Origin of the sequence: Arthrobacter liuii, from assembly GCF_014639275.1 — a bacterium.
Taxonomy (GTDB): Bacteria; Actinomycetota; Actinomycetes; order Actinomycetales; family Micrococcaceae; genus Arthrobacter; species Arthrobacter liuii.
In genome coordinates this window covers 1-26353 of the sequence record NZ_BMFW01000036.1, presented here as the reverse complement: position 1 = coordinate 26353, position 26353 = coordinate 1, and the positions used below count along the sequence as shown (strand labels likewise).

Sequence of the window (26353 nt, the reverse complement as noted above, 5' to 3'; positions counted from 1 at the left end):
GAGATAGTCAATGCATCAGATCGGGCGGCATCACCGCAGACTGGCCCCAGAGCACGGCCGCGCTGGTCAGGTTGGCAGGCGGCTGCTGCCGCTCAACCCCGGTGAGAGCCCCGGATTGCTACTCTGGCAGTCCCCGGTGCGCTGGCGCGGGAGATCGCAGCGGGGACTGGCCCCGCGCGTCCTCACGCACGTCCAGTTCGTGCTGCTCGCCTGCTCCTGGTGCCTAGCTGCTCCGCCGGCTAACCCGTCAAGCGGGGTGAGAGCCGTGTGACGCCCGGCCTGCCGCCGGGTGCCACACCGCCCATCGTTGGGGACCGTTTATGCCGGGTCCTCCAGCTCCCAGTCCTTGACATCGGCGTAGGGGGCGAAGACGGATGCGTCCAGTTCCCCGAACTCGAGGTTGTTGCGGACGAGGTGCGGCCAGTTCCGGTTGGCCAAGGCTCCCTTGCCCAACGCGACTACGTCCGCAGAGCCGTCTGCCACCATGGACACCGCGGTGTCCGGATCGTCGAGCTTGCCGTTGGCGATCACCGGCACGCCCGAGTAGTTCTTGGCCAGGGCCGCCAAGGTTTCTTCGGCATCCTCGAACGCGGGCTCCGTCGCGCGGTGCTCGGTGGTATGGACAAAGTCGATCCCCGTCCCGCCCAGCGCGCCGAAAATGACTTCGGCTTCCTCTACTCCCCCGCTCCACTTATGGTCGGTATCGCTGACCTTTGCCTGGGAAATGCGGATCCCCACCGTCATCCCCGGGCCAACAGCCTCGCGGACGTCCCGGCAGATCTCCGCCGCGAAACGCACCCGGTTTTCCGGCGATCCGCCGTAGTGGTCGCCGCGCTGGTTGAGGTAGTCGGTGAGGAACTGGTCCAGAAGGTACCCGTTGGCGCCGTGGATCTCGACGCCGTCGAAGCCGGCCTGCTGCGCGCGCAGCGCGGCAGCGACGAAGCCTTCCCGGACCTCCTTCATCTGGGCCTCGCTGATTTCCGCCGGAACGGGATACGGACCTTCGCCGCGGTAGAACCCCAACTGCTCCCCCTTGGGCGCGACCGCCGACGGACCCACCGAGGTGGTCACAAACCTGTTCCCCTGGCTCTGCGCCCCGGCGTGCATCAGCTGGGCAAAGATTTTCGAGCCCGCCGTGTGCACGCCGTCGACGATTGGCGCCCAGGACCGGGCCTGCTCCTCCGTGGCGATGCCCGGCTGGAAGTGGTAGCCCTGGCTGTGCGCGGTGTCCGGGTAAATGCCTTCCGTGATCAGCAGCCCGAAGCCGCCGCGCGCGAACGTCCGGTAGTAGGAGGCCATTCTTTCCGTGGCATGCCCGTCCTCGGTTGCGCTGATCCTGGTCATGGGAGCCAGCGCAACACGGTTCTCCAGTTCCATGGAACCGATCCGGATGGGTGACCAGAGCGGGGTGTAATCAGTCATTCAGAATCTCCTTGGAAGTATTCGGCTGCAGCCGGGTCCGGCAGCAGCCCAGCCGCCCGCGCAGGCAAGCCCTCGTTGGCTGGGTCAGCTGCGTACGCCAGACGGCGTCTTCGCAGCTTGTCCACAACTGACGCGTCTGTGAAGCAGCCCAGCACAGCGGACCAAAGTTCTTCGAGGGTATGGCACTGCCTGGAGGCGCCGGCGGCGCCGGTCATCATCCAAGCGTCCTTTAAAGCGGACACCTTCGGGGCACCCGGGAGGCCGGTGCAGACGGCGTTGACCGCGGCTGCCACGATCAGGTGTTGCCGCATGGTCCGCACCGGCCCCAGGGCCGGGTCCGCCACGGTGGTCCTTCCGCAGGCACCGCACATATCGTTCCCTTCCTTAGGGCATCACGTCGCCGGAGTTGGGCCCGAGCGTCTGCCCGACGAACAGGTTTCCGCCCGGGTCGCTGGCCAGCAGCACGGCCGCAGGTGCCACTTCCGCGGGCGTTCCGAAGCGCCGCAAAGGCAGCTCGGCACGTTTCGCAGTCTTCCATCTTTCCGAGATACCCTCCACCAGGGGCGTCTCGATGGGCCCCGGGGCGATGCAGTTGACCAGCACATTGTCCTCCGCTGTTTCCAGGGCAAGGGCCTTGGAAAGACCTACCACCCCGGCCTTGGCAGCGCTGTAATGCGTCAGCCCCACGCCGCCCTTGATGGCCAGCTGGGAGGCGATGTTGATGATGCGGCCCCACTTGCGCTGCCGCATCTCCCCCACCACCTCCCGGCAGCACAGGAACACGCCGGTCAGGTCCACCGTGAGGGTCTCGTTCCACATGGCCAGGGACATGTCCTCCAGCGAAGACTCCGTCAACAGGCCGGCGCTGTTGACCAGGACGTCGATGCCGCCCAACCTCTCCCGGGCCTCGGCGAAGGCCGCCCGCACGCTGGCTTCATCCGCAACGTCCACACGGATGGCTCCGTCCCCGCCGGCCCGGTCCAGCACGGCCACCCGGTCCCCGTTGGCCAAAAAGGCCTCTGCGATGGCTCTGCCTATCCCGCTGGAGCCGCCGGTGACAACTACCCCGCGGCCGGTCCCCGATTGAGCGTTCCCGGTGACCTGGTCAGCAGCTTGAGTCGGTGTGTTCATTGTGTCCTTTCCTTCTCGGGTGGGCTGTCAGGCGCGCATCTTCACGGTGAGGCCGCCGTCAACCACCAGCGCCTGACCCGTGACGTAGCGGGACTCCTCGGAGGTGAGGAACCCGATCACGCTGGCCACTTCCTCCGGCTTTCCCACCCGGCCCCATGGAATATCGTTCCCGGCCCGCTGCAGCCCCTCGGGCCCCAGCGAATTCACTGGGTCCAGGGACTGTGGGGTTTCGATGAGGCCGGGGATGACGGCGTTTGCACGGATCTGCCGCGGCCCGAGCTCCACTGCCACGCTGCGGACCAGCCCCAGGACGCCGGCCTTGGCGGCGGCATAGTGGGCGTGTTCCTCCCACCCGTACACCCCGCCGGCGATGGACGAGACCGCAACCAGCGCGCCGCCGTCGGTCATTCTCTCCGCCCCGGCACGCAGCGTACGCAACACGCCGGTGAGGTCCACGTTGAGCATGTCGTGCCAGCGCTCGTCCGTCATCTCCCCCAGCGGGGAATTGCGGAGGATACCGGCGTTGGCGATGGCGTAGTCCAGCTGGCCGTACTCGTCCACGGCCCGCTGGGCCAGGGCGTCCACGGATGCGGTGGTGCGGACGTCCACTTCGTGGATCACCGCCTCACCGTCGGCCTCCTTGACCACCCGGAGGGTTTCCTCCGGGTCGTGGGGGTCGCCGGGAAAGGTGCCGATGACGGACACCACCCCCCTGCGGGCGTAGTGGACGGCGAGGGCTCGGCCGATGCCGCTGGCGGCACCGGTGATGATTGCGACTTTACGGTACGTCATGGGGGTGGTCCTCCATCAGGGCTTCAGCTGGGGGCTTGGCGGCGATCATCAGGAGTCCGGAGACCAAGGTGCCCAGGGCACCGACCCAAAGGGCCGCGGTACCGGTGCCAGCACCGGCAGCAATGGCGGTGAAAATGGCGCCGCCGAGGATGGTTCCGGGCTGGCTCATGGCGCCGATGAAGGCGGTTCCAGTGGCCCGGCAGCTCACCGGGTAGCACTCGGCCATGAAGTACTGGATGGCGGCGTACGGGCCCACAAGGAAGAACAGGCCGGCGCCGTAGGTCAGGATGATCATGAATGGGCTTGTGGCGATGGGGCTGAGCATGATGGAGAAGGATATGCCGGAGAGGATCCAGCCGCCGATGATGGTGCGCTTACGGCCGATCTTGTCACCGAGCCAGCCGTGGAAGACGTAGCCGAAGTAGGCCAGCAGGTTGATGACGATCAGCATCCAGAACGCGTCCGAGAGTTCCACGCCCTTCGCGTTCTTGAGCACGGAGCTGCCGAGGACGCTGAAGATGGTGATGCCGAAGAAGTTCACAATCCATGCGAGCGAGAAGACAAAGGTGTTCCGGCGCAGGTGCGGTTCCCAGATCCGCTTGAGCGGAGCCGCCGAGGAGTGCTCGACGCCGTAGGCGTGCGCGAGGGCGTGCGCGTCCTCCGTCTTTCCGTGCTTTTCGAGCTCGGTCAGCTTGTGGTGCAGTTCGAACTGGGGCGTTTCCTTAAGCTTGCGGGCAATAACCCAGACGATGACGGCGGCCGGAACGGTGGCCATCAGGTACAGGGCGCGCCAGCCCAGGGAGGGCAGGAAGGCCAGGGCCAGCGCGCTGGCAAGCAGGAAGCCGAGCGGCCAGCCGCCCTGGATGAAGGAGTAGTGGAAACCGGGGCGCTTGCGCTTATCGGCCACCTCGGTGACCTGGTAGACCTCGTTCATGTAAGTGGCGTTCACGGCCTGCTCGGAGAATCCGAGTCCGCCGAACGAACGGATCACCACCAGCAGGGCGTTGCTGAGGAACGGGATTCCCGTGGGGATCAGCGCAGTCAGGCCGGAGACGACGGCGGTTCCGCCGATGGTGGTCATCATGCCTTTGCGACGGCCCAGCCGGTCGATGACAGGTCCGATCCCGAAGCAGACGATGGCGGTGCCCACCGCGATCCACGTGTTGATTGCGTACGCTTCGGGTGCTGACCATCCGAATTCCTGCTGCATTGCCGGCAGCAGGGTACCGAAAAGGCCGTAGTCGAAGACGGCCACGGTCCAGGCCAGCAGCGCCAGAACAGTGGCAGCGGTGGTGTTGCGCTTGGAAAAGACCGGGAAGCGGCGCTTCTCATCCGGGCGGGGCTGCGACAGGTCAACAGCCGGTTCTTGAATGCTCATGACTTGTTTTCCTTTCGGGGGCTGCGTGCGAGGAAGGAGTCGGCGATCTGGTCGAAGGTGCACCAGTTGACGCCCTCGTGGGAGTTGATGTGTTCGATGAGGCGCTCGAGCATGAGGAGCACCTGCGGGCGGCCGGAGACATCAGGGTGGATGGTCATGGTGAAGACGGCCTGGTCCATCTCGCGGTATATCCAGTCGAACTGGTCCCGCCACATCTCTTCAATGTCGCGGGGATTGACGAACCCATGTGAGTTCGGGGATGCCTTGATGAACATCATGGGAGGCAGGTCATCGAGGTACCAGTTGGCCGGGATTTCCACCAGGTCCGTTTCCTGCCCGCGCACCAACGGCTCCATCCATGTTTGGGCGTCCTTGGTGTAGTCGATCTTTTTCCACGAGTCCCCAACGCGGACGTAGTACGGTTCGAAGTCACGGTGCATCAGGGAGTGGTCGTACTTGATGCCTCGTTCCAGGAGGATTTCGTTGGTGACGGGCGAGAACTCCCACCACGGGGCCACGTAGCCTGTGGGTCGGCGGCCCGACACCTTCTCGATCAACTCGATGGAGCGGTCCAGGATGGCGGTTTCCTGTTCCCGTGTCATGGCGATCGGGTTCTCATGCGAATATCCGTGCACGCCGATTTCGTGTCCGGCGTCCACGATCATCTGCGTCAGTTCAGGGAAGGTTTCGATTGAGTGGCCCGGCACGAACCAAGTTGCCGGCAGATTGTATTTCTGGAACAGGCGGATCAGCCGGGGTCCTCCGACTTCGCCGCTGAACAGGCCACGGCTGATGTCGCACGGAGAGTCCTCTCCTCCGTAGGAGCCGAGCATGCCTGCCACTGCGTCAACGTCCACGCCGAAGGCGACTTGAATGTCCTTAGCCATGAGATTTTCCTTTCAATTCGTTCAAACCGGGATGTTTTGGCTGTCAGGCGGGAGGTTCAGGAGGCCTCCCACGTTGGGTAAAGATTTCGGTGATCCGGTCCCGGCCAGGTTTGATCCTGAGCAGGAGGCTGAGCAGAATCAGCGACTGTGATGGTCGGAGGTGGCCGGAGCTGATGGCCCCGGCGACGCGAAGGTCCTCGCCGCCCCCGCCGGCCCCGTAGATGGGGACCACTGGTCCCGCATCCACACGCGTGCTGGTCACCACCACGACGCCGGACGCCACAGCGGCGGCGACCTCGGAGCAGATGCTGGTATTTGCATTACCGCTTCCGGTACCTTGCAGGACGATGCCTTCCGCTCCTGCTTCGAGGGCGGCGTGCATCAGGGTGGAATCCGCGCCGGGGTAGGCGGCAACAAGGTCCACCCGTGGGGATCCGCCGCCCGGCTGGGGCAAGGGCAGGATCTCAAGCCTGCGGCCACTGCCGGCCATGGCAATTTCTCCTTGGGCTGATACTTGGCCAAGTACCCCAAAATCCGGGTTTGCAAAGGCATTGAGCCGAAGAGTTTGGCTTTTCCGGACGCCGGCGGCGGGAAAAATGGCGCCTGCAAAGTGCACCATGACGCCCTTTCCCCTTGCGTCTTCCGAACCGGCGACCGCGATGGCGCGGCCCAGGTTGTCCGGTCCGTCGGGAGCTTCGGAGTCAGCGGCCCGTTGTGCGCCGGTAAAGACAACCGGCCGATTGTCACTGTGCGTCAGGTCGGCGAGGTAGGCGGTTTCCTCCATGGTGTCCGTCCCGTGGGTTACCACGACTCCCAAAACGTTGGGGTCCTTGAGGACTTCCTTGATTGTGGCGCAGATCCTGAGCATGTCGTCAAAAGTCAGGAGGTAGGACCCCTTCTGGAACACGTCCAGTACCCGGACGGGGTGGGAGACGGGCGAGCCGAGGGCTTTTAACACCTGTTCGCCGGTATCGGAGGCGACGGCGCCGCCGGCATCGGAAGAGCGGGACGAGATGGTGCCTCCTGTGGCCAGCAGTACGACGTGGGAGTCGGTGAGAGTCATTTCAGCTCCTTGTGGTTCGCTGCGTGGTCGGCAACCCAATCGTTTGGGTTATCTTTCGCGGAAGAGGGGGCCTGCATTTACTCAAGAGGCGGCGTCGAGGGGTGGGGCGCCGGAAGGAGTTTTAGGATGGCTACCCAAACGTTTGGGTAGCATTGAAAAATGACTATAGGATGTGAGGCGAGTCACGTCAAGGGTTACTTTGGGCGCCCTCTTGAGCAGACCCGGGCGGGAGGGCTGGGCTACAGTGACCCCCTTGGGTGGGCAGGAGAGGTACATGAAAAAGAAAGCCGACGGCGGCAGAACGGTCACGCTGAAGGATTTGGCCCAGGAACTGGGGGTCCATCCGTCCACCGTCTCCAGGGTCCTGCACTCCGGTTCCGACGTAGCCAAGGGAGCAGCCTCGGCCGCCACGGCTGAGCGCGTCCGTGACCTGGCCCGGAAGCTCGGCTACTCTCCCGATCCGCAGGCCGCCAGCCTCCGCACACGGCGGACCAAACTGCTCGGCGTCATCGTCCCCCGGCTTTCGGACCTGGTCCTGGCCATCATGTACGAGGGCATCGACGAGGCGTCAGCCGAGGTGGGCTACTCCGCGTTCGTGATGAACTCGCGCGATGACCCCGACGAACAACGGCGAAAGATCGACCTCATGCTGGCGCGGCGGGTGGATGGGCTGATCATTGGCGACGCCCACCTTGACGGCGGCCTCCTGCAGGAACTGACCGACCGGAAGGTCCCGTTCGTGCTGATGAACCGCAGAGTGCCGGGGTACCCGTCCGCCACCTGCAACGACATCGTCGGCGGAGAAATCGTGGCCGGCCACCTATGGGAGATGGGCCACCGTCAGGTGGCGGTCATCGCCGGCGAGCCCTACGCAAGCACCGCCATCGACCGCACCGCCGGCTTCCTGGACCGCTGGCGGTCGCTGGGCGGCACCATCTCCGACGATGACGTGGTGTGGTCCAAATTCGACACGGCCGGCGGCCGGGAAGCCGGGGAAAAGATCCTTGCCAGGGGCAAGCCGCGCCCCACCGCAATCTTCGCGGTCAACGATTTCGCCGCCATCGGAGCGATGGGAGCCTTGCGCTCCCACGGCCTCACGGTCGGACAGGACGTTGCCGTGGTGGGCTACAACGACACCTCCCTGGCCGCCGAACTTCCCATTCCACTGACCTCGGTCCACTCCCCCATGGCGGACATTGGACGGACGGCAGTGAAACTGATCCAAGCCGTGCTCAGGGGCGAAAAACCTGAACCAGCACAGCTGAAACCCACCCTGTTAATCCGCGAAAGCAGTGCCGCCAGGGCCCCTGCGGAAGTGTCCGCCAGTTAGCCCCGAGCGGCCACGATCCGCAATGCCAGCAGGCAGGTGGCGCGGACTTCGCCGTCCTCCAGGTCAATCCGCAGAAGCTCCTCGATCTTGCGCAACCTGTACGTCAAGGTGTTGCGGTGGATGAAGAGCTCCCTGCAGGTCTCACGGGTATTCCCGCTGTGCCGCAGGTACGCCGCAAGCGTTTCGCGCAAGGCCGTGCCGCCGTCGGACATCAACGGGGCCAGGAGGCGACGGGACATCGCCACCAGTCCGGCCCCGGGCAGGCCCTCCACTACACCGGCCAGGTCTGCGACGGGCGCCTGATGGAGCCCGGGCTCGCCCACCCGGCGGCGAGCCAGCTGCAGCACCAGCGGCAGTTCGTCCAGGTTCCCGCACCCGGAGACGACGGCCGACAGTTCAGGCGCGTCCTCGAAGGACTTTTGGACGGCTTCCATGAGCTCCATCCCCGCTTCCCCGCGCTGCACCAGCACCGTGGTGAGGCCGGCCTCCTCCATGAACCGCACGGTCCCGTATTCAGCCTGCAGGCCCACCCGCACCCGCCACGCGATGGTCCTCAGCTTGGCCGGCGCAACATCCCCTGCGCCGCCGATCAACACGAAGCCCCACTCCCCCTCCGGCTCGAACCCGGCCTCCGCCGCGTAGCGCCGCAGGGCCTGCGTCAGAGTCCCCCTGGCTTCATAGAGCGCTTCGATAAACCGGGCGGCTTCCCGGGAATGCAGGGGTGACCGGGAACCAAGGGTGTAGCTCAGCTGCATGGCAATGACGGCAGCTACCGGCCCTAACAGGGGCTGCAGCACCAGGTTGCTCTTGATTCCCTCGATGGCCAGCTTGAACCGGAGGATTCCACCGCTGGGCAGGCTCAGGATGGTCCGGGCCGTTCCGCCCCCAGCCGTTCCTGCCGACATGAGTTCAAAACCATTGTGATCAAGGACCGCCACCCGCGCCCGGATCGTAATGGCCACCCGCTCCAAGACCTGCGCCAGCGAATGGCCGCCCGCTGCCAGCCTGGTGCACTCATCCGCCAGATCCCACCCGGCGCGCAGCTCGGCATAACGTTCTGCCGCGATAAGCCGATCCACGTGCCTCATAACCTGGATGAACGGCACCTCCGGAGGCAGTTCAAGCAGCGGAAGGCCATGCGCCTCGCAGGCCTTCACAAGACCCTGCGGCAGTTCATGGTGCGCTGCGCCCAAGCCGAAAACCAGACCCGCGACAGGAACGGACATCAGGCGCTCCACGTAGGCATCCCAGATGCGGTAATCCTTGACGTTGAGGCCCATCCCGTTGGTGAGCAGCAGAGCATTGACGCTGAGGAAGGGCGTGGGGTCCATATGCTCCGTGGGCGCGCACCAGGCGATGGGCCGGGCGAGGCGTCCCTGGCTGCCCGGCACGGCAAGGCGAATGTTTAGCGCAGAATCCGCGACGAGATCGGCAACACGCATGGCAAGGCCTCCTAGTTAGTGCAAAAAGCATAATCCGCCTGTCCACATTCGGCGATCCGCCCAATTCCGGCAGGGCCACCGCCTCGGTACCGTTGCCTGCATGCAAAAAAACGTGACGGAGACCACTACTGCTCAGGTGCTCCTGAATTCGGACATGGGTGAAGGTTTCGGGTTGCACGAGTTCGGTAACGACGCAGCCCTGATGGAGATCATCGACGTCGCCAACGTCGCCTGCGGATATCACGCCGGGGACCCCGATGTCATGAACCGGACGGTGGCCCTTGCCGCCGAACACGGCGTTGCCGTCGGGGCCCACCCCGGGCTCCCGGATCCGATGGGCTTTGGTCGCCGCCGCATGGTGCTCACCCCGGAGGAGGTTGAGTCGATCATCCTTTACCAGGCAGGGGCACTGACCGCCTTCTTAGCGAAGAACGGGCTGTCCCTGAACCACATCAAACCCCATGGCGCCCTCTACGGCATGCTCGCAAGCGACGAAGACCTCATGCAGGCGGCGGCCGGAACAGCCAAACAGTTCGGTGTTCCGTTCTACGGCCTGGCCGGCACTGCCCATGAATCCGTGTGCCGCGCCATGGGCGTGGACTTCGTTGCGGAACTCTATGTGGACCTCAATTACGGGCCGGGCGGCGAACTCCTAATCCAGCGCCGGCCCGCGCCCACAGACCCCGCCGCCGCCGCAGAACGCGTCCGCCGGGCGGTGGCAGGTGAGCCCGTGCCCGCCGTCGACGGCACTCCCCTGAACATCGCGTTCCAGAGCATCTGCGTCCATTCCGATGCTCCCAACGCCGTCGCCGTCGCCTCCGCCGTGCGCAAGGCACTCGACTCATCCGGATCCACCCACTCCTGAAAGCGAGCAGCACATGGCCACGATCGTTTCACCCCTTCCCGGAGTCTTCTACCGCAAGCCCGGGCCGGGCAAACCCCCTTTCGCCAATGAAGGCGACATCATCGAAGTTGGCCAGACCATCGGCATCGTGGAAATCATGAAGCAGTTCACCGAGATCCAGTCCGACGTCGCCGGGACCCTTGAATCCTTCGAAGTCAACGAAGGTGACATGGTCAACCCGGGCGACTCCATTGTCGTGATCCGGGAAGGATAAAGGCAGCCCATGAAACTGTTCATCGCAAACCGCGGCGAGATCGCCGTGCGGATCGCCAGGACCGCCCGCGACATGGGCATCGAAACCGTCCTGGGGGTCAGCGAGCCCGACGCGGAATCACTGGCCGCCCGGACAGCCGACCACTACGTGGTCATAGGTCCGGCCCCGGCAACCGCCAGCTACCTGAACCAGGACGCCCTGGTCGCCGCGGCCCTCGAGCACGGGTGCGACGCCGTGCACCCTGGCTACGGTTTCCTCTCCGAGAACGCCGACTTCGCCCGGAAGGTGGCAGAGGCCGGCCTCACCTGGGTGGGCCCGAATGCGGACACCATCGCCATGATGGGCAACAAGTCCCTGGCCCGGGAAGCGGCAGCCGAGGCCGGCGTCCCCGTGCTCCGGGGGTCTGACGGCCCCTTGGACCCGGAGGCGGACGCCGTGGAAATTGCGCGGGGCATCGGGTACCCGCTGGTGGTGAAGGCTTCCGCAGGAGGGGGTGGCCGGGGAATCCGGTTCGTGCATGACGAAAGCGAGCTCCTGGAAACCATCGAAATGGCCCGGGGCGAGGCCGCCGCCGTCTTCGGCGACGACACCGTCTACCTGGAACGGTTCGTGGAGCATGCCCGACACGTCGAGGTCCAGGTCCTCGGTGACGGGACCAATTTCATCCACCTGGGTGACCGCGACTGTTCCATGCAGCGCCGATCCCAGAAGGTGCTGGAGGAAGCTCCCGCCCCCAATCTTCCGGACACCGTTCGCGACACCATCAGGGAGTCTTCCGTGGCTCTTGCCCGCGAATGCGGCTACCACGGAGCCGGAACAGTGGAGTTCCTGTACGACCCCGTCAACCACGAGGCGGCATTTATTGAGATGAATACGCGCATCCAGGTGGAGCACCCGATCACCGAGCAGATCACCGGCGTGGACCTGGTCCGCGAGCAGCTCCTGATCGCATCTACCGGATCCATGTCCATGTCCCAGGACGATGTGGACTTCACCGGCCACGCCATCGAATGCCGTATCAACGCCGAAGATCCAAACCACCACTTCTTCCCAAGCCCGGGAACCATCCGGTCACTGGACTGGCCATCGGGTGAGGGCATCCGCGTGGACACCGGGGTGGAGGCGGGCTCCGTGGTGAGCCCGTACTATGACTCCCTCCTAGCCAAGCTGGCCGTCCACGCCCCGGACCGGGATGCCGCCATCGTGGCCACCCTCGCGGCTTTGGAGGCAACGCACATCGAGGGGGTCAAAACCACCGTCCCTATCCATATGGCGCTGCTGGCACGGCCTGAATTTGCCGATGTCAGCCACCACTCCAAGTTCATCGAAACCGCAGCTGACCTGATGGGGGCAAAATGACTACGGAGGCCGCCGTCCTCCCGGGTGCTCGCTATACCTGGGGTGGGGACGAATTCCTGTTCGTGGAAGTCTCCGAAGCCATGAGCCTGCCTGCGAACTTCAAGGTGATGTCCATTGCCCGCAGGCTCTCTGCCGCCAGTCTCCCGGGAATTGTCGACATCTGCCCCGCCAACGCGTCCCTGCTGGTGCGGTTCGATCCCGATCTATTGCCCCCGAAGCAGCTGGAAACGGCCGTGAGGGAGATCGAGCGCGACTTGATAAGCCACCAGGAGCGGGCGCTGGAAACCCGTATTATTGAGGTCCCGGTCTGGTACGAGGACCCCTTCACCGCCGAAGTGGCACAGCGGTTCCGCGAAGGATTTCATCAGGAACCGGGCGGCAGCGACATCGACTACGCGGCCAAGGTCAACCACCTGAAGGACGCTGCGGAATTTATTCAGCGGCACCACGAACAGCCGTGGCTGGTGTCCATGGTTGGCTTCGTGGCCGGGTTGCCGTTTTTGTTCCAGCTGGTGGACCGCGACAAGCAGCTGGAGGTCCCCAAGTACCTGAGCCCGCGGACCGACACTCCCAAACTGACCGTCGGGCACGGGGGATGCTTCGGCTGCATCTATTCTGTCCGTGGCGCGGGCGGATACCAGATGTTTGGGGTAGCGGCGGCACCCATCTTTGATCCGGCGCAGGAACTGGCGGACTTCAAGGATTTCATGGTGTTCTTCCGCCCCGGAGACATCGTGAAGTTCAAGCCCGTCACTGAAACCGAATACAACGCAATCCAGGCGGAGATTGCCGCCGGAACCTTCCGCTACCGGCAGGCGCCCGTGATCTTTGAGCTGTCCAAGGCACTGGCCGACCCCGAAGGCTACAACCGTGAACTCATGGAGGCCCTCGATGGCATTTGAAATTGGAAACCCCGGCCTGGCCACCACGGTCCAGGATCAGGGGCGCACGGGCCACTACAACGTCGGCATCCCACAAAGCGGTTCCATGGACCAGTATTCCGCTGAGCTCGGAAACGCCCTGGTGGGAAACACCGCGCGGGAGGCTGTCCTGGAGTGCACTTACCTCGGCCCCGTAGTCACCACTGACAGCGACACCGTCGTCGCCGTCACCGGCGCCCCCGTCGAGGTGAAGGTCAATGGGGAGGCGCGGCCACAATGGAGCCGCCTGCTGCTGAAGGCAGGGGACCAATTGTCCTTCGGCGTCATCCAGGGTGGCACCCGCTACTACATCGCGGTTCAGGGCGGCATCGACGTCCCGGAGGTGCTCGGAAGCCGGTCCACCTACAGCCTCGGCGGGATCGGTGGGTTCAAGGGCCGGAAGCTGGAGGCGGGCGACGTCGTCCCCGTAGGCGCTCCCCTTGGTGGCGGAAAACTCCCCCCAGCCGAGACTGTTCCGGAGGAGTTCCGGCCCATCTACGCCAAAGAGCAGGAAGTCCGGATTGTGCTGGGGTTGTATGACCACCGCCTCACGGACGAAGGCCTGGCCAATCTCCTCAATGAGGAGTGGAAGGTGACTCCGGTGGCTGACCGGATGGGTCTGCGCTACTCCGGCCCCGGAGTGAAATGGGAAGATCGGGAGCAGCCTTTCGGGGCCGGCTCGGACCCCTCCAACATTGTGGATGCAGGGTACGCCGTGGGATCCATCCAGATCCCTGGCGGAACCCAACCGATTATCCTGCACCGCGATGCCGTCTCCGGCGGCGGCTACGCCATGGTGGGCACCGTCATCAGCGCCGACATGGATCTGGTTGCCAGGGCGGCCCCCGGCACGGCAACCCGATTTGTGGCTGTCAGCCTTGCTGATGCTTTGAAGGCCCGCCGGGATCTTGCTGAGCGCCGGCATAAGGCTTGGGCGGCGCTGGGCGCCAATCGCTAACGGAGCAAACGGGCCTTCCGTAGAATCTGCTGCGTCTACGCCCTGCGGAGCGACCCCACAGGCCGACGCGCCGCACCACCCCCGGACCGTGGGCACCCTGCCCGCCGGCCGCCGTCGTACGCCTCCGGACGGGCCCCCATACCGGTGACGGGCATGCACCTGATGGGCCATGATCGGAATATGCGCCGATCCGGAGAGGCCCCGTCCTGGTGGGTCCCGCGTGCCGTGCGCGGTTACCGGAGCGAGTGGCTGCGCCATGACCTGGTGGCAGGAACCGCGCTCTTCGCAGTCCTGGTCCCCGCAGGCATGGCCTACGCCCAGGCCGCCGGCCTGCCGCCGGTGACCGGTCTCTACGCGACCGTGGTGCCGCTGCTCGTCTACGCGGCGGTGGGGCCGTCACGGGTGCTGGTGCTGGGGCCGGATTCGGCGCTCGCGCCCATGATCGTTGCCGCCCTGGTGCCCCTGGCCGCTGCCAATCAACAAAAATCCGTGGCACTGGCAGGACTCCTGGCCATCCTGATCGGCCTCATCATGATGGTCGGTTCGGTGCTGAGGCTGGGAATCGTCACCGGCCTGCTGTCCAAACCCATCCGGCTCGGCTACCTTAACGGCATTGCCCTGCTGGTCACGGCGTCCCAGCTCCCCACCCTCCTGGGGATCTCCGTGGAAGGCGACACGCCCTGGGCAAAACTTCTCGCCGCCGTGCCGAAGGTGCTTGCCGGCGAAACCAATACCACCGCGCTGCTGCTCGGGCTGGCCTCCCTGGCGCTCATCTGGATACCCCGCTGGCTGAACTGGAAGGTCCCGGGCGTCCTCCTCGCCGTCGTCGCCTCCTGCGTCGCGGTGGCCGTACTGGGGCTCCATGACCGCCTTAAAGTCACCGGCGCTCTCCCGCAGGGGCTCCCGGCGCCCGCCCTCGGCGGCATCGGCTGGGCGGATGCGCTGGCACTGCTCCCCGCGGCAGCGGCCATCGCCCTGATCGTCTTCGTCGACACCGGAACCCTGTCCCAGTCCCTGGCCGCGGCGGAGGACGGCAAGGTGTCCGGCAACCACGAAATGGCGGCCCTTGGTGCTGCAAATGCGGCCAGCGGGCTGCTCGGCGGCTTCCCCATTTCGGCCAGCACGTCCCGCACGCCGGTGGCGGTTGAGTCCGGGGCGAAATCCCAGCTCACAGGCGTGGTGGGCGCCGTCCTGGTGCTCGGCTTCATGCTCGTGGCACCCGGTGCCACCGAGTTCCTGCCAGCCACCACCCTTGCCGCCATTGTCATCGCCGCAGCCGCCGGGATAGCCGACCCCGCAGGGGTGTGGCGGCTCGTCGGCATGAGCCGCAGCGAATCATTGGTGATGCTCGCGGCATTCCTGGGGGTTACCATCCTGGGCGTCCTCCCGGGCATCGTCGTCGCCGTCGGCCTTGCCATCCTGGACTTCCTCCGGCGCGCCTGGGACCCTTACCGCGCCGAACTGGTGGACGTGCCCGGGGTTCCGGGCTACCACGACGTGAGCCGGCATCCGGAGGGCGAACGCATCCCCGGCCTGCTGATCCTGCGCTTCGACGCCCCGCTGTTCTTTGGCAACGGCGCGTTGCTGGGAACCTTCGTCCGCGACGAGCTGGACGATGCTCCGCCCGGCACCGAACGCGTGGTGCTGGCGGCCGAGCCCGTGACGGGAATCGACACCACCGCCCTGGACGAGCTGGTGCAGCTGGACGAATGGCTGGACCGGCACGGCGTGGACCTGGTGTTCGCCGAGCTCAAGGGCCCTGTCAAGGACATGCTGCTGCAGTACGGCATGGGCGCCCGCTTCACGCCGGAACACTTCTACCCGACCGTCAGCCAGGCTGTGCGGGCATTCCAGCACAAGGGCCGGGAGGAGTAGGGAAACGGTTTGTCAGCCGCGGACCTGCATGTCCACCCACACGAGGCGATGGTCGCTGCCCGGGAACGGATAGACGCCGGTCAACCGCGAGAGGGGGTCGGCCTGGGTGGGCCAGAACACCCCGGAACCGAGCACCCGGGTCCCGGCCGAGGGCAATACGTAGTCAGCCCGGAGGTTGCCCCGAGCGGTGTCGGCGAAATCGGCGGTGTCATTGCGGGGATCGCCCTTCTGGGTGGCGTTCACTCCGCCCTGCAAAGCCGCCGCCTCCACGGCACCATCGGAGGCCGGCAGCGGGTCGATGATCCGCTTGGAATCCAGGAACTGGCTAACGGTGGCATCCACGGAGTCGCCGTCGAGCGGGTCGGCGTTCTGGTCACCGACGATCACAAACTGCTCGCTCGTCCGAAGCCCGCGCTTGCCGCCCTCATCGTCCACGATGTAGTTCGATTTGCCCGGTGTGACGTAGTCAGCCCAGAAACGGACCTCGTCGTGGTTGCGGCGGCCGTTCCGGTCCTCAGGGCCGTCAAACGTTGGCGGCGTGGGGTGTGAGGCCAGCACATGCAGCGTGTGGCTGCCGACCTTCACCGGCACATCCCAGTGCGACTTGCTCGACAGGCGCGCCACCTCAAGTTCTTCCGGGGAAAACCAGTCAGCCGGTTGGGGCGTGGCCGGGTTGTCCGGCAGGAGCGCACCCGGCATGTCCTTCCACAGGAAGTTCTGGAACGTCCTGACGTTCTCAGTGTCGATGGGGTACTTCGAAAGGACAGCCATGCCGTACTGGCCCTCGAATGCCCCGAAGCCCAAGGCATCGTCGCCGCCGCCCACCTTGCCATCGTTGTTGAGGTCGAAGCCGCTGGGAATGCCCGTGTTGGACGGCGCCACGTAGGCGTAGGGGTAGTCAACCGGGTCAGCCCCGCCCTGCCCCAGCGCCAGGTAGTTGCCGCGGAACAGATCCACGGCACGCATGTTGGGCACATAATCAAACTCGTTGAGCAGGATGACGTCGGGGTTCGCACGCTGGATGACCTCCGCAACGGTGCGTGCCTGCTGGTCGTTAGGAGTGCTCAGGTCGGCCTCGAGCTCGCCGGCGCTTGCCCGGTTGAGCGACAGGTTGTACGTGGCCACCCGAAGGTCCTCCCCATGGCCCTTTCCGGGCGCGGCGCCGGCCGGAACCACGCCGAGACCAATAGCGAGGATACCGAGAGCGGCAACGGTGACGGCAGCGGTAAGGGGGAGTCTCGTTGACATGGGGCTCCTTGGCGGCAAAGCGTGGCGGAAACGTACGACGGCGCGTTCAACCTATGCCGCAAAGGTGACCACAGGGAGTATCCCAGGCGAACGGAAGCCATCGCCTTGGGCACCAAAGCCGGCGGGCCGCCGTCGTACCTTAACGACGGCGGCCCGCTGGCTGACGTGCCCATCTCCCCCTACTTCCCCGGGGCCCGGTAGGACGGCGTCTTCTTGGCGGCCTCGTCGATGTCCTCCACCGACAGGAGCGGCTTGAGGCGGACGTTGACGTTCCCCGAGGAATTGATCAGCAGCGACAGTGCTGCAGCACTCGCATCGTCGGGCGCCTCGAAAACGCCAAGGACGTCGTAATACCCAAACGCATAGTAGAAGCTCTCCAGCGTTCCGCCCACGGATTGCAGGGCCTCCGCCAGGGCATCGCGCCGCTTGGTGCCGCCCTCCTGCATGAGCCCCTTAATGCCCTGGCCCAAATACGTTGCTTCAAACAGATACTTCGGCATGGTGTTTCCCTTCCTGGAAACGGGATCCGCGATTCCGTTATGGCAGAAAATATTCCTCTAGCGAATGCCAGTCAATATGCCGGGGTACCTAACCGGCTCACGGAGCGGCGCCAACGCCAAAGTAGGGCATTTCTCCCCTTTGCACCGCCCGGTGCCGGGACTACCCTGACGCGCATCAGCATCCACCGCCGTCAAGGGAGCCGTCATGGCCGGGTTTGTGCAGATCATCGAATTCAAGACCTCCCGCATCAAGGAGATCGAAGAACTGGGCCGCCCCTCACGAACGGAGGGAAGCACGCCGGTGACGTTCCGCCGCATTGTGGCCACGGCGGACAGGGACCACCCGGGGCACTATTTCACCATCGTCGACTTCGACTCCTTCGACTCCGCGATGGAGAATTCGGGCCGCCCGGAAACATCGGACTTCGCTGCCAGGATGGCGGCGTTGTGCGACGGACCCGTGATCTTCCACAACCTGGACGTCATCTGGGAGGACACCGGAGAAGGTGCGAACAACGGCTAGGAGCAGGACGTGGCTTCGGTGAGCCCTGTTCCGGAGCCTGGTGGAGCCGGTGCGAACCTCGTTGTCGAGCTCCGGCAGGCGGCATCAGCATCGCTGGCCGCAGTTGGCGGCAAGGCCCTCAACCTGGGCCGCCTTGCCGCCGCGGATTTTCCGGTCACGCCCGGTTTCTGCCTCACCACGGCCGCCTACCGGAAGGCTGCCCAGGCAGGGTTGGCGGCGTTCCTGTCGAAGTACGGCCACCGCGCCGTGGCGGAAATCGACCTGGGAATGCCACGGTGGGCTGAGGAGCCCGACCACCTGCTGGGCATGATCTCGAACTATCTCCGCGTTGAGGATCCGGAGCAGGCCCCGGACGGACGGGCAGAGCCGGAGTATACGAAGGTTCCACCACCGGTGCAGGCCCCGGCTCCGCAGGGACCTGGCGGTCGCCGGGGTCGTAGCAGTAGCGTATGCCGTGCGACATCCAGCAGACGTACTCGGCATGCGCCGGGGCTGGCGCCAGCAGCATGACAGCCCAGCAAGCATGGTGACGGCGGCAGCGTACCGCGTCGGCTTGGTTCCCACGATAGTTTCCCCAAAACTCCGGCCGGCCTGCGGCTGTTCTCCGATCCTGCCTGTCAGGGAGGATGCCCAAGGGTGGCCTTCTGAATGCCTGCCCGGGACCAAGGCCGTTCGGCCCTTGTGATTGCCGGCGGCCCGGGAAGACGCTGGAACCGGGAGGCGGCAGGGCCAACGCCTGCGGGCCCTGCACCGCTTATTGGACCGCGGGCTCTGAGGACATCCGACCATGTCAATTGCAGGAGGACGGGTCCCGCGGCGCAGGCGGGCTGTGCCGTTAGAACGCCAACCAAGCGACACGATCCGCAGGGGCCTCCTGACCGCCGGGCCGCTGTCATCGCTGCTCTACGTCGTGTTCACCGACGGCATCGCCGCATCCCAGTGGGACGGGTACCGCCGCGCCGAACAGATGGTGAGCGAACTGTTCGCCGTCGGCTCCCCCGGGTACGCTGTCCTGGCCCCGTTCACATGGCTCTACACGGTGTTGTTCACCGCCTTCGGCGTAGGCGTGTGGGCTTCCGTCCGCGGAAACCGCGCCCTGCGGATCGGCGCCGGGCTGCTCACCGCGTATGGACTGTGGAACATCATGGGAGCCATCTACCCGCTCAGGCTGGGGGACGACTCCTCCATCCCCATGCACATCGTCGCCACCAACATCCAGCTTGCCCTGATGGTCGCGGCGATGTGCTTCATGGCTGCTGGGTTCCACGGCTGGATGCGCATCTACTCGATCGTCTCGCTCGCAGTGTCTGCGCTGATGGGTATGGTTGCGTTCATGGCGGCGCCGGGACCGAACCTGGTGCTGGGCATCAGCGAGCGGGTCAGCATCGGCGCGTTCCTTCTCTGGGTGGCGGTCCTCGCCGTCGTGCTGTGGAAGCGGGCGGCGCTGTGGAAACTGCCAGCGCCAGGGGAACAGCCGACGGCGGGCGGCAGTAAGGAGGCCAGGTCATGACCTACGTCAAAGACTTGGGCGAGGTGGGCCGCGGTGACGTCGCCGAGGCCGGCGGCAAGGCCGTGGGCCTCGGCGGCCTCATCCACGCCGGGCTGCCGGTCCCGCCGGGGTTTGTCCTCACCACGGCCGCCTACGCGGAGTTCGTGGCGCGGAACAACCTGGCGGAAGCCGTCCAGGAGCTGGCCGCGCTGCCACCGGAGGCATCGCCGCAGGACTACGAGCACGCCTCTGCCCTGATCCGAACGCTGTTCAGCAAGGGTGCCATGCCGGCAAGCATCGAGGCTGAACTCGAGACTGGCTACAAAAGCCTCGGCAACGGCAACACTGCCGTTTCCGTCCGCTCCTCCGCCACCGCCGAGGACCTCGCCTCCGCCAGTTTCGCCGGGCAGCAGGAAAGCTACCTGAACATCCGCGGCCTGGATGCCCTGGCCACAGCCGTCATCAACTGCTGGGCCTCCCTCTGGACGGCGCGCGCCATGGCCTACCGCGCCCGCGAAGGCGTGCGGCCTGACCAGGTGCGCCTCGCCGTCGTCATCCAGCTCATGGTGGAGGCCCAAGCCGCCGGCGTCATGTTCACGGCCAACCCTGCGAACGGCCGCCGCGACCAGACGGTGATCAGCGCCGCGTGGGGCCTGGGCGAGGCCGTGGTCAGCGGGGCGGTCACCACCGATGACCTGGTGGTCGACGCCGCCACGGGCAAAGTTCTGTCGCGGCAGACGGCGGACAAGGAGGTCATGACCGTCACCACGAAAAACGGAACGGCCGAGGAAAAAGTGGCGGAAGCCCGCCGTCGTGCGCCCGTCCTGGACGACCGGGCGGCCTCCGAACTGGCCGCTTACGGCAAGCGGATCGCGGACCATGCCGGGGCACCGCAGGACATCGAGTGGGCGCGCGCCGACGGCCGGTTCTTCCTGCTGCAGTCCCGGCCCATCACGGCGCTGCCCCAACCTGCGGCCGATGTCCCGGAGAAGTGGACCGTGCCGTACCCCAATGGCCTGTACTTCCGGGCGAGCATCGTGGAGCAGATGCCGGACCCGCTCTCGCCGCTCTTTGCCGACCTCATCGACGGCTCGGTGTCGCGCTCGATATCGGCCCTGATGAACGATGTGCTGGGCCGGCGCTCCCTGCGGGAGGGCGATGTCCGCTTCCCCACCGTCAACGGCTACGCCTATTACTACTACCGCACCTGGCCCATGCTGCGGATGACGGCCCGGACGGTCCCGGCGATGGGGGCGCTGTTCCGCGGCAAGGCGCACATGGGCGTCGCGGGCTGGCGGGAGTACTCGCATCCCCGTTACGAACGGCTGGTCAAGGACTGGTCCGTGAAGCCGCCGGCGGAGCTACCCGGCGCGCAGCTGCTGGCCGGGGTGCAGACGCTCCTGGACGCCGGCACCGTCTACTACACCGCTGTGCAGTCCATCATTCCGATGGCCGACATGAGCGAGCTTTCCTTCCGGGGCTTTTACAAGACCATCCGGCGTGAGGGCGATCCACCGGCACAGGACTTCCTCCTGGGCTTCGACAGCGAACCCATCCGGGCGGAAAAGTCACTGTACGATCTCGCTGGCTGGGCGCGCAGCGATCCATCGCTGTCGGCGGCTTTGTTGGAACGGCCGACGGCGGTACTCGCCGAGTGCCAGCGCACAGGGTCGCCGCCGGACGGGGTGGACGGTGTCCTGTGGCAGGAATGGCGCTTCACCTTCCAGGAGCACCTGGCCCTGTACGGCCACGCTGTCTACAACCTGGACTTCGCCAGCCCGGTGCCGGCCGACGACCCGTCCGCCCAGCTGGAGACGGTGAAGTTCTACCTGCGCGGGCAGGGCACCGACCCCCATGAGCGGCAGCGGCTGCTGACCGAGCGCCGGGAGGAGCTGACCCGGGAGATGGCCGGCCGGCTGGGGCCGCGCCGCCGGGCCCTGTTCCTCCGTCTGCTGAAGTGGGCGCAGGAGACGGCGCCGGTCCGCGAAGACGCCCTGGCCGACGTCGGACTGGCGTGGCCGCTGCTGCGGCGGATGCTGCGGGAGCTCGGGCGCCGGCTGGTGTCCTCCGGCGTGATTGCGTCACCTGACGACGTGTTCTGGCTCCGCTTCCAGGAGCTGAAGAGCGCCGTCGAGTTTGGGCTGACGGAGGCGGGCGCCGGCGTTTCCCTTGCCGGCGCCTCCCGTCCCGTCCGCGCGGCCGCCGTCGAGGAGCGCCAGATGCTGTGGCGGGGCCAGGCGAAGGCCGACGCCCCGCAGATGCTCCCCGAAAGGGCGTGGATGGAGAAGGCCTTCGGATCGATGATGCCGGCCGGTCCGCAGCACCAGCCCGGGAACGTGATCAAGGGCGCCGGCGCGAGCTCCGGCCGCGTCACTGCGCCGGCCCGCGTCCTGCGGGGTCCGGAGGATTTCGGCCGGATGCAGCCCGGCGAGGTGCTGGTGGCCCGTATGACCACTCCCGCATGGACTCCACTGTTCGCGATGGCGTCCGCGGTGGTGACGGACGTGGGCGGCCCGCTGAGCCACAGCTCTATCGTGGCGCGCGAGTACGGCATCCCGGCGGTGCTGGGAACCGGGGTGGCGACGCAGCGGCTGACGGGCGGCCAGAGGGTCAGCGTGGACGGCGACGCCGGGACGGTCACGATTATTGGAGGGTCCCGCCATATGACATTGGGGGCATGATATTCGGGTGAACAAAAACCGGCTCGAAGCCTTTAGCGACGGTGTACTGGCCATAATCATCACCATCATGGTGCTCGAACTGCATACCCCGGACGAACCAACGTGGGCAGGCGTCGCTGCCGTCCTGCCCACGCTTTTCACGTACCTTCTGAGCTTCGTGTATGTGGGGATTTACTGGAACAACCACCACCACATGATCCACCTCGCCAGCCGGGTGAACGGCGCCATCCTCTGGGCCAACCTTCACCTGCTGTTCTGGCTGTCGCTGTTCCCGTTCACCACGCGGTGGATGGACGAGTCAGGCTTCCAGCAGGTCCCCGTGCTGCTGTACGGCATCAACCTGCTGTGCGCGGCCATCGCCTACTTCATCCTGGAACGGCGGCTGATCGCAGTGCAGGGCAGGGACGGTGCCCTCGCCCAGGCTGTGGGGAGGGACTGGAAGGGCAAAGCCTCACCGCTGATCTACCTTCTCGGCATCGCCCTCACCCTGGTCCAGCCGCTGCTGGGCGTCGCCGTCTTCACCATCGTCGCACTCATCTGGCTGGTTCCGGACCGGAGGGTGGAGCAGTTCGTCGTCAAGGCCCACGAAGGCGGCGCCGGCCCGGGTCACAGCAACTGAAGGGCCCCCTCAGTCAGGACCAGAAGTCAGCAACCGCGGTGGTGTCCTCCTGCATTTCCGTGCCCTCCGTGACTTTGCCGTCGACGATGCTGAACACAATGACCTGCCGCAGCTCCAAGGTCTTGCCGTTGCGCTCTGCGTGCGAAAACTGGACGCCAACCGTATATCTGTCGCCGGCGGCCACATCCTCCACCGTGACCCTCATCGAGCCGTTGGACCGCGTACCAAGTTCGCCGAAGTAAGACAGCACCGCATCCCGGCCCTTCTTGTCTCCGGACAACACACCTGTGCCGCCAACATGCCAGACGGCGTCTTCAGCAAACAGGTCCCTGAGCGTATCCATGTCGCCTGCGATGAACGCTTCGTAGCCGCGCCGAACCAGTGCCGCGTTTTCCTGTGCTCCCATTTCGGGCACCACCATTCTCCTCGCCGGATTCTTGCGAGGAAACAGTAGGCCCCGGGCCGCGGACCGGTCGAGGGGAGCGGCCCCCAACATTGCCCCTCACTTTTCTGACGGCCTTACCTAGCAACCGGGGTGGGGCTGAAGGGCCTCCCCTCAGTTCGCATCGGATGGCCATCGAGGGGCGACCACTCCCCCATGCCGGGGTGCACGGGGACGAAGTCGACTTTGTTGCCGGAGTTGGTGCGGCCCGCAGGGTTCCTGTTGAACCCGCGGGCGTCCAGGCCGTTCCTGGCGCGGAACTCAGCGAGCGCGGCGTCGTAGGCGTTGTTGAGGGTCTGGCCGGAGAACTCACCGGTGCTGCCGTCGGTGAAGGCGATCCGGACGCGGACGCTGGCCGGGTAGTGCCGGTTCATCGGGATGAAGCCGTCGGCGTCCTGCTGGAGGGTAATCACGGGAGTCTTCTTTCGTTCGTGGGAGCAGTCTCAAGTTTGCCGCAATTGCCTTGAAAATCCCTTGCCGCGCAGCAGTGATGGCGGTTGTGGCCACGCTCCTGCTCAGCGGTGTGAACCTCCGGCATAACGAGGCCCTGACGGTTGCCATCACCGGCACGCTGGCAGTGACCATGGGCGTGCAGGCCGGCACCGCCCGGCACCTCAACGTCAAGGACGTCCCCACCGTGGTGGTCACCTCCACCATCACCGGGCTGGCCGCCGATTCACGGTTTGGCGCCGGAACCCATCCGTTCTGGGGCCGGCGCCTCGCAGCCGTGGGGCTCATCATGGCCGGCGCGGCGGTGGGCGCAGGATTCGTGCAGCTGCACCTTGGCCTCGGGGTGCTGCTGACCGCCCTGCTCACGCTCGGCGTCGCCCTGCTGGGCCGGAGCGCCACGAACAGGCACGCGCTCCCGCACGCCCCCAAAACGGCGACGGCGGCACCCGGCCCGGATGCCGCCATCGCAAGCCCCGATCCCCAGACCGAACCGTAGGCCCCTGCCGCTGCGCGGCGTCAGCCCTCGCAGGCCACCCCGTCGCCGTCGCCGTCCAGCCCGGAGCGGTACCCCGCGGTTCCGGCGTAGAGCGGCGCTGCTCCGGCCGCCACGGCCTCGGCGCAGTTCACGTAGTAGACAACAGTGGCAGCGGCGGCAGGCTGCACGGCAGTGGGCGCCACCTGCCCGGGGCAGCCGGCGAGGATGCCGGCGATGGCGTCATGTTCGGCCTGCGTCACCCACAGGTTGTACCGAGCCTTCACGGAAACCTGCCGCGCCACGTACTCGCACCGGAAGCCCTTGGCCGGCGGCAGCCAGGTGGCAGCGTCGCCGTCGCCCTTTTGCTGATTGGTGGGCCCGTCCGTAGCCTGCAGGTTCAGCGGGTCGTTGGCGAACTCCGTCCGCTGCTCCGTGGTCAGCTGCTGGGCGCCCTTCTGCCAGGCGTCGCTGAGCGCCACCACGTGGTCGATCTGCACGGCGCTGCTCGTGGCGGTGCCGCGGACGAAGTTGAGCACAGTGTTGGTGTACGGATCCGCAAGCACCCCCGTCTTGACCGTGCAGGGGACGCCGTTGGCGTAGGTAATGTCGGTCAGGTCCCGGTTCAGGATGTCGTTGCGGGTGTCGCAGCCGTTCTGGTCCACGTCTGCCCAAGTGGGTCCGAAGAGCGACCGCTCATACCCTGTCTTGGGCGCGCGGCCCTTCACAGGGAGGGTCTCGAGCAGGTCCGCCGCATGGACTGTTGCTGTCTGTTCTGTGGTGCTGTCCGCCGCAACCGCCGGCAGGTTGGCGCCGAAGAGGGCCAACACGGCGGAAAGGACGACGGCGGCAGCCCAGCGGGTGCGCAAGCTCGGCGGTGTTGCGGGCAAGGTGGCGCGGCCAGACATGCAGTTCCCCAGATTGTGTGTGCACGAAGAATGATGGGCGTCAGCCCCCCGTGACCGCTGACGCCACGGACGAGCCTAGCGGCAGCCGCCCCCGGACATTGCCGGTTTCCCCAGCAATTGTGCCAATCCTTCTGGACTCCTGTGCGAATCCTGCGCCCGCTGCCCACCCTTTGGAGCCTGCTGCATTCACAATGATGCAGTGGTCACCTTTTATAAAGCCCTTCACAATGTCCTATTTATTGCCGGGTATCTCTCCGTGATTGTGCTCGCCTCCGTAATCAGCTACTACGGCCGGAAGGATATTGGACTTAGTTTCTTCATCATTGCCTCGGTGATGTACTTACTCCTGCTTGTCCTCGGGACCGTCATCAACCGTCAAAACAGCCAGGTGCTCCGTTCCGCGACGAAAGCAGGACGTTCCCGGGCCGATGCACCCCCGAAACTCCATAGCCTGTATGCCTCGGCCTCCTACAACCACGACGCCCACACGGTCTGGTCACTGATACGGCCAGCCGAAAGTGCCACGTTCCTCTCAGATGCACAACGCGCATTCACTGTTCCCGGTACACCTCCGGGTGTAGGCGAACAGCAGTGCTTTATCAGGCGGGACGGGTCCGTCTCAGTTATTGAAGTCATCGGCGAAGAAGGTCCGTGGTGGGCGACAACGCGTCCTATTGCCCAGGACGCCAGTAACCAGCGCTACACCTATCGGCTGGAACCGGCAGCCAACGGATGCACGCTAACCATAGGGGCTGTTATAGAACATCCCGCGAATACTGCCTTCACCTCCGACCAAAACGAATGGTGGGAAAGCTATTCCCGGAATTACCTGGACCGGATCGGGGAAGTCCTTTCAGCCCGCCGAAATTGACCACACCATTTTCTGCTCCGGTAAAACGCGAGCGGCGGCACCCAACCCGGGTGCCGCCGTCGTAAGCCGTGTCNGGAGGTGGTGGGTGAGCAGGTGTTTTCCAGGCAGCCCAGGTGCCACATGTGCTCGATGGTGGAGAGCAGGGTGTAGTGGTCCGAGACCTTGTCGGTTGTCTTCTGCGGGCCCTCGGCGGAGTTGATGACGATGGCCGGTGCGTGGCCACCGCCCAGGACTGCACCGTTCTGGCCTACGGGGCTGCCCGGGCCGCCGTCGGATCCGGAGTAGTCGTTCTCATCCCAGGCCAGGACAATGCTGGACTTGGTCGTCTTCCACGTCGGGGAATCCATAATCTGCTGGACCGTTTCCTTGACGTAGTTGTCGCCGAGCTGGATGGCGCCGTGGTCCAGGCCGGAATCCGGGTACCCGCACTTGGGCATCCCTACAAGGGCCGCGCCCGACTGGGAGACCCCGTGCA

29 protein-coding genes are annotated in these 26353 nt (G+C 65.8%); 15 read left to right on the top strand and 14 right to left on the bottom strand.

The window, feature by feature from the left end:
- Window positions 1-318: 318 nt before the first annotated feature.
- Genes IEW19_RS20540 through IEW19_RS20510 form a run of 7 tightly spaced genes read right to left on the bottom strand, consistent with a single transcriptional unit; the run spans window position 319 to window position 6673 of the window.
- Window positions 319-1422 carry an oxidoreductase gene (locus IEW19_RS20540; protein ID WP_188573429.1) on the bottom strand — a complete coding sequence of 368 codons (1104 nt, stop codon included), beginning with the start codon at window positions 1420-1422 and terminating at the stop codon, window positions 319-321.
- Entirely contained in the window at window positions 1419-1766 is a 348-nt protein-coding gene (locus tag IEW19_RS20535) for a hypothetical protein (protein WP_188573428.1), read from the bottom strand. Before IEW19_RS20535 ends, IEW19_RS20540 begins: the two co-directional genes overlap by 4 nt.
- Window positions 1767-1806: 40 nt before the next feature.
- On the bottom strand, window positions 1807-2553 hold the full coding sequence (locus tag IEW19_RS20530) for an SDR family NAD(P)-dependent oxidoreductase (protein ID WP_188573427.1): 747 nt from the start codon (window positions 2551-2553) through the stop codon (window positions 1807-1809).
- Window positions 2554-2580: 27 nt separating this feature from the next.
- Complete coding sequence (locus tag IEW19_RS20525) at window positions 2581-3345, bottom strand: SDR family NAD(P)-dependent oxidoreductase (protein WP_188573426.1); 765 nt, start codon at window positions 3343-3345, stop codon at window positions 2581-2583.
- Window positions 3332-4723 carry an MFS transporter gene (locus IEW19_RS20520; protein WP_188573425.1) on the bottom strand — a complete coding sequence of 464 codons (1392 nt, stop codon included), beginning with the start codon at window positions 4721-4723 and terminating at the stop codon, window positions 3332-3334. The genes IEW19_RS20525 and IEW19_RS20520 overlap by 14 nt, the downstream gene beginning before the upstream one ends.
- Window positions 4720-5610, bottom strand: a complete 891-nt coding sequence (locus IEW19_RS20515; RefSeq protein WP_188573424.1) for a polysaccharide deacetylase family protein — start codon at window positions 5608-5610, stop codon at window positions 4720-4722. Before IEW19_RS20515 ends, IEW19_RS20520 begins: the two co-directional genes overlap by 4 nt.
- Before the next feature lie 43 nt (window positions 5611-5653).
- Entirely contained in the window at window positions 5654-6673 is a 1020-nt protein-coding gene (locus IEW19_RS20510; protein ID WP_188573423.1) for an asparaginase, read from the bottom strand.
- Between the two features lie 274 nt (window positions 6674-6947).
- Here IEW19_RS20510 and IEW19_RS20505 point away from each other — a divergent pair, with 274 nt between their 5' ends.
- Entirely contained in the window at window positions 6948-8003 is a 1056-nt protein-coding gene (locus IEW19_RS20505; protein ID WP_188573422.1) for a LacI family DNA-binding transcriptional regulator, read from the top strand.
- Here the strand turns inward: IEW19_RS20505 and IEW19_RS20500 are convergent.
- Window positions 8000-9445, bottom strand: coding sequence for a PucR family transcriptional regulator (locus IEW19_RS20500; protein WP_188573421.1), 1446 nt, complete (start codon window positions 9443-9445; stop codon window positions 8000-8002). The two genes, IEW19_RS20505 and IEW19_RS20500, sit on opposite strands and share 4 nt — an antisense overlap.
- A gap of 100 nt (window positions 9446-9545) precedes the next feature.
- Between IEW19_RS20500 and pxpA the strand changes: the two genes are divergently transcribed.
- The 6 genes from pxpA (at window position 9546) to IEW19_RS20470 (ending at window position 15675) form a co-directional block, all read left to right on the top strand.
- Entirely contained in the window at window positions 9546-10310 is a 765-nt protein-coding gene (gene pxpA / locus IEW19_RS20495) for a 5-oxoprolinase subunit PxpA (RefSeq protein ID WP_188573420.1), read from the top strand.
- Between the two features lie 13 nt (window positions 10311-10323).
- On the top strand, window positions 10324-10563 hold the full coding sequence (locus IEW19_RS20490; protein WP_188573419.1) for an acetyl-CoA carboxylase: 240 nt from the start codon (window positions 10324-10326) through the stop codon (window positions 10561-10563).
- 9 nt (window positions 10564-10572) lie between these two features.
- Complete coding sequence (locus IEW19_RS20485) at window positions 10573-11922, top strand: acetyl-CoA carboxylase biotin carboxylase subunit (RefSeq protein WP_188573418.1); 1350 nt, start codon at window positions 10573-10575, stop codon at window positions 11920-11922.
- On the top strand, window positions 11919-12824 hold the full coding sequence (locus IEW19_RS20480) for a 5-oxoprolinase subunit B family protein (protein WP_188573417.1): 906 nt from the start codon (window positions 11919-11921) through the stop codon (window positions 12822-12824). Before IEW19_RS20485 ends, IEW19_RS20480 begins: the two co-directional genes overlap by 4 nt.
- Window positions 12814-13800: a 5-oxoprolinase subunit C family protein gene (locus IEW19_RS20475; RefSeq protein WP_188573416.1), complete on the top strand. Its 987-nt coding sequence runs from the start codon at window positions 12814-12816 to the stop codon at window positions 13798-13800. Before IEW19_RS20480 ends, IEW19_RS20475 begins: the two co-directional genes overlap by 11 nt.
- A 180-nt stretch (window positions 13801-13980) precedes the next feature.
- Entirely contained in the window at window positions 13981-15675 is a 1695-nt protein-coding gene (locus IEW19_RS20470) for a SulP family inorganic anion transporter (protein ID WP_188573415.1), read from the top strand.
- 12 nt (window positions 15676-15687) lie between these two features.
- On the opposite strand, the gene IEW19_RS20465 is transcribed toward IEW19_RS20470, so the two are convergent.
- Window positions 15688-16923 carry an endonuclease/exonuclease/phosphatase family protein gene (locus tag IEW19_RS20465; RefSeq protein WP_188573414.1) on the bottom strand — a complete coding sequence of 412 codons (1236 nt, stop codon included), beginning with the start codon at window positions 16921-16923 and terminating at the stop codon, window positions 15688-15690.
- 21 nt (window positions 16924-16944) lie between these two features.
- Between IEW19_RS20465 and IEW19_RS20460 the strand changes: the two genes are divergently transcribed.
- Complete coding sequence (locus tag IEW19_RS20460; protein WP_188573413.1) at window positions 16945-17124, top strand: hypothetical protein; 180 nt, start codon at window positions 16945-16947, stop codon at window positions 17122-17124.
- Here IEW19_RS20460 and IEW19_RS20455 read toward each other — a convergent pair.
- On the bottom strand, window positions 17103-17423 hold the full coding sequence (locus IEW19_RS20455) for a GYD domain-containing protein (RefSeq protein ID WP_188573412.1): 321 nt from the start codon (window positions 17421-17423) through the stop codon (window positions 17103-17105). The two genes, IEW19_RS20460 and IEW19_RS20455, sit on opposite strands and share 22 nt — an antisense overlap.
- Window positions 17424-17628: 205 nt before the next feature.
- On the opposite strand from IEW19_RS20455, the gene IEW19_RS20450 reads away from it, so the two are divergent.
- The 5 genes from IEW19_RS20450 to IEW19_RS20430 all read left to right on the top strand — a co-directional run bounded on the left by IEW19_RS20450 (window position 17629) and on the right by IEW19_RS20430 (window position 22735).
- On the top strand, window positions 17629-17946 hold the full coding sequence (locus tag IEW19_RS20450; RefSeq protein ID WP_188573411.1) for a hypothetical protein: 318 nt from the start codon (window positions 17629-17631) through the stop codon (window positions 17944-17946).
- Window positions 17947-17955: 9 nt separating this feature from the next.
- A complete protein-coding gene (locus IEW19_RS24005) occupies window positions 17956-18456 on the top strand; it encodes a PEP/pyruvate-binding domain-containing protein (RefSeq protein ID WP_188573410.1) in 501 nt (166 codons plus the stop codon).
- Between the two features lie 277 nt (window positions 18457-18733).
- Window positions 18734-19456, top strand: a complete 723-nt coding sequence (locus IEW19_RS20440) for a DUF998 domain-containing protein (protein WP_188573409.1) — start codon at window positions 18734-18736, stop codon at window positions 19454-19456.
- Window positions 19453-22116 (top strand): PEP/pyruvate-binding domain-containing protein, encoded by a 2664-nt coding sequence (locus tag IEW19_RS20435; protein WP_188573408.1) that lies wholly within the window; start codon window positions 19453-19455, stop codon window positions 22114-22116. The genes IEW19_RS20440 and IEW19_RS20435 overlap by 4 nt, the downstream gene beginning before the upstream one ends.
- 7 nt (window positions 22117-22123) lie before the next feature.
- Window positions 22124-22735 carry a TMEM175 family protein gene (locus tag IEW19_RS20430; protein ID WP_188573407.1) on the top strand — a complete coding sequence of 204 codons (612 nt, stop codon included), beginning with the start codon at window positions 22124-22126 and terminating at the stop codon, window positions 22733-22735.
- A gap of 13 nt (window positions 22736-22748) precedes the next feature.
- Here IEW19_RS20430 and IEW19_RS20425 read toward each other — a convergent pair whose 3' ends face one another.
- On the bottom strand, window positions 22749-23141 hold the full coding sequence (locus tag IEW19_RS20425) for a nuclear transport factor 2 family protein (protein ID WP_188573437.1): 393 nt from the start codon (window positions 23139-23141) through the stop codon (window positions 22749-22751).
- Between the two features lie 113 nt (window positions 23142-23254).
- The gene (locus IEW19_RS20420) at window positions 23255-23590 is read right to left on the bottom strand and encodes a hypothetical protein (RefSeq protein ID WP_229748630.1); all 336 of its coding nucleotides are present in this window, start codon (window positions 23588-23590) and stop codon (window positions 23255-23257) included.
- Window positions 23591-23667: 77 nt separating this feature from the next.
- Here IEW19_RS20420 and IEW19_RS20415 point away from each other — a divergent pair, with 77 nt between their 5' ends.
- Window positions 23668-24123 (top strand): YoaK family protein, encoded by a 456-nt coding sequence (locus IEW19_RS20415; RefSeq protein WP_229748629.1) that lies wholly within the window; start codon window positions 23668-23670, stop codon window positions 24121-24123.
- Window positions 24124-24143: 20 nt separating this feature from the next.
- Here the strand turns inward: IEW19_RS20415 and IEW19_RS20410 are convergent, their stop codons facing one another.
- Window positions 24144-24968, bottom strand: a complete 825-nt coding sequence (locus IEW19_RS20410; RefSeq protein ID WP_373283631.1) for a GmrSD restriction endonuclease domain-containing protein — start codon at window positions 24966-24968, stop codon at window positions 24144-24146.
- Between the two features lie 238 nt (window positions 24969-25206).
- Between IEW19_RS20410 and IEW19_RS20405 the strand changes: the two genes are divergently transcribed.
- Window positions 25207-25878: a hypothetical protein gene (locus tag IEW19_RS20405; RefSeq protein ID WP_188573405.1), complete on the top strand. Its 672-nt coding sequence runs from the start codon at window positions 25207-25209 to the stop codon at window positions 25876-25878.
- Here the strand turns inward: IEW19_RS20405 and IEW19_RS20400 are convergent.
- Window positions 25833-26225 (bottom strand): alkaline phosphatase family protein, encoded by a 393-nt coding sequence (locus tag IEW19_RS20400; protein ID WP_444541732.1) that lies wholly within the window; start codon window positions 26223-26225, stop codon window positions 25833-25835. The two genes, IEW19_RS20405 and IEW19_RS20400, sit on opposite strands and share 46 nt — an antisense overlap.
- Window positions 26226-26353: the final 128 nt, after the last annotated feature.

Excerpts from the sequence above, each read along its gene's own strand:
- IEW19_RS20540 (WP_188573429.1), bottom strand. The coding sequence starts at position 1,422 with ATGACTGATTACACCCCGCTCTGGTCACCCATCCGGATCGGTTCCATG.
- IEW19_RS20530 (WP_188573427.1), bottom strand. The coding sequence starts at position 2,553 with ATGAACACACCGACTCAAGCTGCTGACCAGGTCACCGGGAACGCTCAA.
- IEW19_RS20525 (WP_188573426.1), bottom strand. The coding sequence starts at position 3,345 with ATGACGTACCGTAAAGTCGCAATCATCACCGGTGCCGCCAGCGGCATC.
- IEW19_RS20520 (WP_188573425.1), bottom strand. The coding sequence starts at position 4,723 with ATGAGCATTCAAGAACCGGCTGTTGACCTGTCGCAGCCCCGCCCGGAT.
- IEW19_RS20515 (WP_188573424.1), bottom strand. The coding sequence starts at position 5,610 with ATGGCTAAGGACATTCAAGTCGCCTTCGGCGTGGACGTTGACGCAGTG.
- IEW19_RS20510 (WP_188573423.1), bottom strand. The coding sequence starts at position 6,673 with ATGACTCTCACCGACTCCCACGTCGTACTGCTGGCCACAGGAGGCACC.
- IEW19_RS20505 (WP_188573422.1), top strand. The coding sequence starts at position 6,948 with ATGAAAAAGAAAGCCGACGGCGGCAGAACGGTCACGCTGAAGGATTTG.
- IEW19_RS20500 (WP_188573421.1), bottom strand. The coding sequence starts at position 9,445 with ATGCGTGTTGCCGATCTCGTCGCGGATTCTGCGCTAAACATTCGCCTT.
- pxpA (WP_188573420.1), top strand. The coding sequence starts at position 9,546 with ATGCAAAAAAACGTGACGGAGACCACTACTGCTCAGGTGCTCCTGAAT.
- IEW19_RS20490 (WP_188573419.1), top strand. The coding sequence starts at position 10,324 with ATGGCCACGATCGTTTCACCCCTTCCCGGAGTCTTCTACCGCAAGCCC.
- IEW19_RS20485 (WP_188573418.1), top strand. The coding sequence starts at position 10,573 with ATGAAACTGTTCATCGCAAACCGCGGCGAGATCGCCGTGCGGATCGCC.
- IEW19_RS20480 (WP_188573417.1), top strand. The coding sequence starts at position 11,919 with ATGACTACGGAGGCCGCCGTCCTCCCGGGTGCTCGCTATACCTGGGGT.
- IEW19_RS20475 (WP_188573416.1), top strand. The coding sequence starts at position 12,814 with ATGGCATTTGAAATTGGAAACCCCGGCCTGGCCACCACGGTCCAGGAT.
- IEW19_RS20470 (WP_188573415.1), top strand. The coding sequence starts at position 13,981 with ATGCGCCGATCCGGAGAGGCCCCGTCCTGGTGGGTCCCGCGTGCCGTG.
- IEW19_RS20465 (WP_188573414.1), bottom strand. The coding sequence starts at position 16,923 with ATGTCAACGAGACTCCCCCTTACCGCTGCCGTCACCGTTGCCGCTCTC.
- IEW19_RS20455 (WP_188573412.1), bottom strand. The coding sequence starts at position 17,423 with ATGCCGAAGTATCTGTTTGAAGCAACGTATTTGGGCCAGGGCATTAAG.
- IEW19_RS20450 (WP_188573411.1), top strand. The coding sequence starts at position 17,629 with ATGGCCGGGTTTGTGCAGATCATCGAATTCAAGACCTCCCGCATCAAG.
- IEW19_RS20440 (WP_188573409.1), top strand. The coding sequence starts at position 18,734 with ATGTCAATTGCAGGAGGACGGGTCCCGCGGCGCAGGCGGGCTGTGCCG.
- IEW19_RS20435 (WP_188573408.1), top strand. The coding sequence starts at position 19,453 with ATGACCTACGTCAAAGACTTGGGCGAGGTGGGCCGCGGTGACGTCGCC.
- IEW19_RS20425 (WP_188573437.1), bottom strand. The coding sequence starts at position 23,141 with ATGGGAGCACAGGAAAACGCGGCACTGGTTCGGCGCGGCTACGAAGCG.
- IEW19_RS20415 (WP_229748629.1), top strand. The coding sequence starts at position 23,668 with ATGGCGGTTGTGGCCACGCTCCTGCTCAGCGGTGTGAACCTCCGGCAT.